The organism is Dietzia maris (assembly GCF_014144855.1).
Lineage (GTDB): Bacteria > Actinomycetota > Actinomycetes > Mycobacteriales > Mycobacteriaceae > Dietzia > Dietzia kunjamensis.
The window spans coordinates 1-5,704 of sequence record NZ_JAALDN010000380.1 but is presented as its reverse complement, the minus strand read 5'-3'; the positions used below and the strand labels follow the sequence as shown (position 1 = coordinate 5,704).

Sequence of the window (5,704 nt, the reverse complement as noted above, 5' to 3'; positions counted from 1 at the left end):
CCGCGCCTCCCGCCGCCATGCCGGCAGCCGCCGCCGAGGCCTCCGCCAGCGCCGAGACCAGGCCCGCAGCACTGTCGACCGTGACCGCGCCCGCCTCGCGGACACGGGCCGCTTCGGCAGTCACCGCCACCTGTTCGAACGCCAGCAGCATCTCACCGAAAGCCCCCTGCCCCGCCATGACCCACGCTCCCCTCCGGCCCGGATGTGGCGGGCCGCTCGGGAATCACGCTAGGGGCGGCACGCGTCGGGACGGAGTTCACGACGAGGGCCTGTGGATGGGGTCGACGACCATTCACAGGAAGGTCAGTCGAGGTCGGACTGTTCCTCGTAGCGACTGCCGTACATCCTCGCGAGGACGACTCCGGTGCCGACGAACGCCACGATCAGCGGGCCGGCCAGCCACAGACCCGGCAACCGGCCGTCGTCGGTCTGCGCGGCCCCGGTGATCCCCGCCTGGACGCCGATGAGGGTCACCAGCATCACGGCCGTGATCAGCCACAGGTCCTCACGCATGAGCCGCTCGAACCGGCGCAGCCGTGGGCCCGTCGCGGTCCACCACTGCTTGTTGGGGACGTTGATCGACGACGGCCACCGCAGGACCATCAACGACATCAGCGGGAGTGGCAGCGCGAACAGCAGCGGCCCGAGCACAGAGAACGCGAGCGCGCCGCTCTTGCTCGACCAGCCGTCCGGTTCACCGCCCGAGCCGAAGTGCGTGGGCACCCGCTCCGGCAGGACTGTCGCCTGCCAGGCCAGCACGCCCAGCCAGACGGCCACCAGTCCGGTGATCAGCACCGTGATCCACCGCGCGGTGGGCTCGCGGGGCAGTTCGCGCGCGTCGTCCGCCGGGGACCTCGTCGTCGTCATCTGTCGGACCCCCGCGATCTGTCGGACCCCCGCGCCATACTCGCGGCCATGACGACCCTCCGCACCTACCTCACCACCGTCACACGCGAGGCGGCCTCACGCGCGCGCTCGCGGGCGATCTCGACATCCTCGGCGGTCGCGACGGCCACGCCCATCCGGCGGAACTCACTGGCGGACGGCTTGCCGAACAGGCGGACATCGGCCTCCGGCACGGCGAGCGCGCGGGCGACACCGGCGAAGCCGACGCCCTCGACGGTCCCGTCGCCCTCGGTGCCGTCCGCCGCGATCCCCGTGCCGCCGTAGATCACCGCGGACGCGCCCGGACTGGCCATGGTGGTGACCACCGGCAGACCGAGGACGGCGCGCGCGTGCATCTCGAACTCACTGAGCACCTGGCTGCGCAACGTCACGAGGCCGGTGTCGTGGGGACGGGGGCTGACCTCGGAGAAGTACACGTCGACGCCCTTGACGAACAGCTCCACGCCGAACACTCCGACCCCGCCGAGCGCGCCCGTCACCCGCGCCGCCACCGACCGCGCCGAGTCGTAGGCGTCGCGGGTCATGGCCTGCGGCTGCCACGACTCGACGTAGTCGCCGCGCTCCTGGCGGTGGCCGATCGGCTCGCAGAAGTCGGTGCGGATCTGCCCCGTCTCCGGGTCGACGCTGCGGACGGTGAGCAGGGTGATCTCGTACTCGAAGTCGACGAACGACTCCACGATCACGCGCGCCCCAGCGACGCGGGCACCGGACTGCGCGTAGTCCCACGCCGTTTCCACGTCCTCGGGACCGTGGAGGGACGACTGTCCCTTGCCCGACGACGACATGGTGGGCTTGACCAGGCACGGGAACCCGATCCGGGAGCACGCCTCCCGCAGCTCCTCCAGCGAGGAGGCGAACGCGAAGCGGCTCGTGGGCAGGCCCAGCTCCTCGGCGGCGAGGCGGCGGATGCCCTCGCGGTCCATCGTCAGCTGCACGGCGCGGGCGGTGGGCGCGACGCGGGCGAGGCCGTCCTGTTCGATCCGCGCGAGCGCGGCGGTGGCGATGGCCTCGATCTCCGGCAGGATCACCTCGGGTTTCTCCAGCTCGACGACCCGGCGCACCTCGTCGGCGTCGGTCATGTCGATGGTGTGACTGCGGTGCGCGACCTGGTGGGCGGGAGCGCCGGCGTACCGGTCGACCGCGATGACCTCGACACCGAGACGCTGCAGCGCGATCGTCACCTCTTTGCCCAGCTCGCCCGAGCCGAGCAGCATCACGCGGGTCGCGGTCGGCGCACCCGGCGTGCCGAAGCGGTCCACGGTCGGCGGGGCGAGGGGATCGTGGGGGTCGGTCATGTCGACCACGCTAGTAGACCTGCGACGACGGCCGAAGTGCGGCTGAACAGACTATCGGGCCCGGCACCGTGTGGTGCCGTGCCGTGCCCGGTCCGGTTCTGACGGGTTATGACTGGGTCAGCCGGCGTTCAGGGCCTCCAGTTCGACCTCACCCTCGCCGTCGGCCTCGGCGGCGGAACCGGCGCTGCCGCCCTCGCTGATACCGGTGAACGAGCTGCCACCTTCGGCCTCCTCCTCGCCATCGGTGTCGGTAGCGTCACCGCCGCCGAGCGACCCAAGAAGGCTCGCTCCCGTCGCGACGCTGCCACCGCTGATGCTGCCGGCGGAGACGGGCTCCACGGAGCCCCCGGGGATCCGGCCGTTGATCTGGTCCGCGACGACCTGCGGGTCGATGCCGAAGTTGGTGCTGAGGGCTGCGATACGTGCGTCGTTACCCTCGACAGAGTCGGGGATACAGAGTATTGCAGCAGCAGCAGGCTCTTCCGGTGCTGTCGCCACCCAGGACGCGGTAGCCCCCTCGGCGACCGGCAGTCCGGCCCCCGCTGCGATCAGGAAGAGCGCTGCCTGCGCGACGCCATCGGTGGCGGTGGCGTCGTATGAGGTCGGTTCGCCTTCTACTGCGTTGAGCATCGAAACACCGCCCATTGCCTGGATCTCGAGGATCTGAGGCAGCAGATCTATGACCGGGCCGTCGCCAGTTGGATCGAGTCCGACCTCATCAACCGAGGCGTACGGCATGGTGAAACCGACGCAGGTTTCGTCTTCCCCGGACTCGTTCACGTAAACAACCGTCGGGCCACCCTCCTCATTCGGGGTCACCGACACGGGGCCGTTTAGAGCGGTCGCGGCCAGTTCGAGGACACGGCGGCGATTTCGGACGAACCCTGAGCTCCGGCGAGAGTGGCTCCGGCTGCGAGGGCGATGGCCGAGGCGCCGGCCAAGAATCGGCTACGAGCGAACATGAATGCTCCTTGTAGTGAGTGAAAGCCACCACATCGAGGACCACGGTGACACTTGCGGACGCTCCGGTGAACGCCTTCGCAGGGAGTGTCATAGATCACACCAACAACGGTCGTAAGCGGCGCAAACTTTAAGGTTCCACAACTAGATTTTAACTTTCTTATTACCACTGGCCACAGGCGCAACGGCAGTACCGGTCACCTGAGTCAAATCCATTCGGCTGTAGGCGATAATGTGTGTTCAAAGCCACATGAAAGGGCACACCTGTGAGCAGTTCCTCTTCCGGCCCCCTGGCCGGCCTCCGCGTCGTCGAACTCAATGGCATCGGCCCCGGCCCCCACGCCTGCATGATGCTCGCCGATCTCGGCGCCGAAGTCGTGACCGTCATGCGTCCCGGGGAGCTCGACACCCAGGTCGGCGGCTGGGCGCACATCACCCGCCGCGGCCGCACCGTGGTGGAGGCCAACCTCAAGAGCGACGAGGGCTTGTCGCAGGTGCGCGGACTCATCGCCAAGGCGGACGTGCTGGTCGAGGGCTACCGCCCCGGGGTCACCGAGCGCATGGGCCTGGGACCGGAGGAGTGCTTGGAGCTCAACCCGCGCCTGGTCTACGCCCGCATGACCGGCTGGGGCCAGCACGGCCCGCTCGCCCACACCGCCGGGCACGACCTCAACTACATTTCCCTGACCGGCCACCTCAACGCCACCGCCCGGAAGGACGAGCGCCCGGTGCCGCCGCTTAACCTCGTCGGTGACTTCGGCGGCGGTTCGATGTTCCTCATCCAGGGCATCCTCGCCGCGATCATCGAGCGCGCCACGTCCGGCAGGGGCCAGGTCATCGACGCCGCCATGACCGACGGCGCCTCGGTGTTGGGCCAGTTCCAGTGGGCGATGCGCGCCCGCGGCCAGTGGTCCGACGTCGCCGGGACCAACATGCTCGACACCGGATACCCGTTCTACGACGTCTACACCTGCTCGGACGGCAAGTACATGGCCGTCGGATGCCTCGAGCCGCAGTTCTACTCCGAGTTCGCCCGATTGCTGGGCATCGACGGCGAGGGGATGCCCGGGCAGTTCGACATGGACCGCTGGGACGAACTGCGCGAGATCATCGCCGCGAAGTTCGCCGAGAAGACCCGTGACGAGTGGGCCGAGCTGTTCTACGGCACCGACGCCTGCACCACGCCGGTGCTGACCTACACCGAGGCGCTCGACCACCCGCACAACGTCGCGAGGGAGACCTTCGTCGAGGTCGCCGGCGATGCCGGGCCCGCGCCCGCGCCTCGGTTCTCGCGCACCCCGGCCCCCGCGGTCCCGACCGCCCCGCCGACCGGGCCAACCGCGATCGACCAGGTGTGGGCCTGAGCATGAACGACCCGCGGGCCGAATCCGGCTCGGCGGACTCCGCCCTCCCGACCGGCGGCTCTCGCGTGGCCGGGGTCGTCCTGATCGTCGATCCCGCGTCGCCCAACCCGCCGTTCCGTCAACTCAAGGGCCAGATCGTCGAGGCGGTCTCACGCGGGAAACTCACTGCGGGAACCCGCCTGCCCGCGGTTCGGACGCTCGCCGCCGAGGCTGGCATCTCGACCGCGACCGCCGCCAAGGTCTACCGCGAACTCGAGGAGTCCGGCGTACTCGAGGGCCGCGGCCGCTCGGGCACGTTCGTGGCGGCCGGCGACGTGGCCGGCGCGGCGTTGACCCGAGCTGCGGAAGAGTTCGCCTCGTCAGCCGCAGGCGCGGGCTTCGGGGTCGACGACGCCGTGGACGCACTACGAAACGCGTTTAAGAACCTGGGTTGAGGGTCGTTCGGCCCCGCAACGAACACATGCAGAACGCCCCGCCACCGTTAGGTGGCGGGGCGTTGCGCTCAGGTGCTCCGGTGATCAGCTACCGAGCGAGCCCATGTCGAGCGAGCCGAAGAGACCGCCGGGCTCGTAGGCGAAGGCGACCTCGTCACCACAGTCTGCGGCGCCCGCGCGGAAGTCCTCTGCGGGGCCGTAGCTGCCGATACCGGACCACGTCACGGTTTCACCAGCGGGCACAGTAGCGAAAGCCAAGGCGTTCTGCCCCAACACGTTAGCGGCCTCCCGCTCTGTCGCGACTGCAGCGTTCGCTTCGTCGAAGGAGGTCTCATCATCGATCCCGTTCTCGATGGCGGAGATCACCTCGGCATTCGAAACACCGATGGTGCAGGTCAGCGCACCGTCCGTGTTGTTAGTGATCTCACCGCCGACGGCCTCGGTGTCGCCCGCGACTGTCAGCGTGACAGCGTCGGGCGCCGACGACCCCAGCGAACCGAGCGACTGGGCCTGGGCGACCCCGGCACCGCCCAGAACTGCAGCGGCACCGAGAGCCGCGGTGGAGATGGAAGTACCAAGCTTGGTGGAAAGACGCATGGATCAGTCCCCCTTGCGCTCGAAACTGCGACCGTATTTCAGCAACAGTTTACGATGCTAACCAAGTAAACACTCGATGCGAACCAGGCTCTTCCCAGATGAGGGTGTAGGCCGGTCGGGCGCGTCGGTCCGCAGATAGACGTCGAGG

At 69.0% G+C, this 5,704-nt stretch carries 6 protein-coding genes; 2 read left to right on the top strand and 4 right to left on the bottom strand.

Annotation, left to right across the window (positions count from 1 at the left end; all coding sequences use genetic code 11):
• Positions 1-303: 303 nt before the first annotated feature.
• From G6024_RS12410 to G6024_RS12400, 3 genes are all read right to left on the bottom strand, one after another.
• The gene (locus G6024_RS12410; protein ID WP_067719360.1) at positions 304-867 is read right to left on the bottom strand and encodes a DUF1648 domain-containing protein; all 564 of its coding nucleotides are present in this window, start codon (positions 865-867) and stop codon (positions 304-306) included.
• A 65-nt stretch (positions 868-932) separates the two neighbouring features.
• Positions 933-2,201 (bottom strand): formate-dependent phosphoribosylglycinamide formyltransferase, encoded by a 1,269-nt coding sequence (gene purT / locus G6024_RS12405; RefSeq protein WP_159148832.1) that lies wholly within the window; start codon positions 2,199-2,201, stop codon positions 933-935.
• 117 nt (positions 2,202-2,318) lie between these two features.
• Positions 2,319-2,981, bottom strand: coding sequence for a hypothetical protein (locus G6024_RS12400; RefSeq protein ID WP_159148831.1), 663 nt, complete (start codon positions 2,979-2,981; stop codon positions 2,319-2,321).
• Between the two features lie 446 nt (positions 2,982-3,427).
• Here G6024_RS12400 and G6024_RS12395 point away from each other — a divergent pair, with 446 nt between their 5' ends.
• Positions 3,428-4,525, top strand: a complete 1,098-nt coding sequence (locus G6024_RS12395; RefSeq protein WP_067719367.1) for a CaiB/BaiF CoA transferase family protein — start codon at positions 3,428-3,430, stop codon at positions 4,523-4,525.
• A gap of 2 nt (positions 4,526-4,527) precedes the next feature.
• Positions 4,528-4,959: a GntR family transcriptional regulator gene (locus G6024_RS12390; protein ID WP_082924080.1), complete on the top strand. Its 432-nt coding sequence runs from the start codon at positions 4,528-4,530 to the stop codon at positions 4,957-4,959.
• 84 nt (positions 4,960-5,043) lie between these two features.
• Here G6024_RS12390 and G6024_RS12385 read toward each other — a convergent pair whose 3' ends face one another.
• A complete protein-coding gene (locus tag G6024_RS12385; RefSeq protein WP_067719370.1) occupies positions 5,044-5,556 on the bottom strand; it encodes a hypothetical protein in 513 nt (170 codons plus the stop codon).
• Positions 5,557-5,704: the final 148 nt, after the last annotated feature.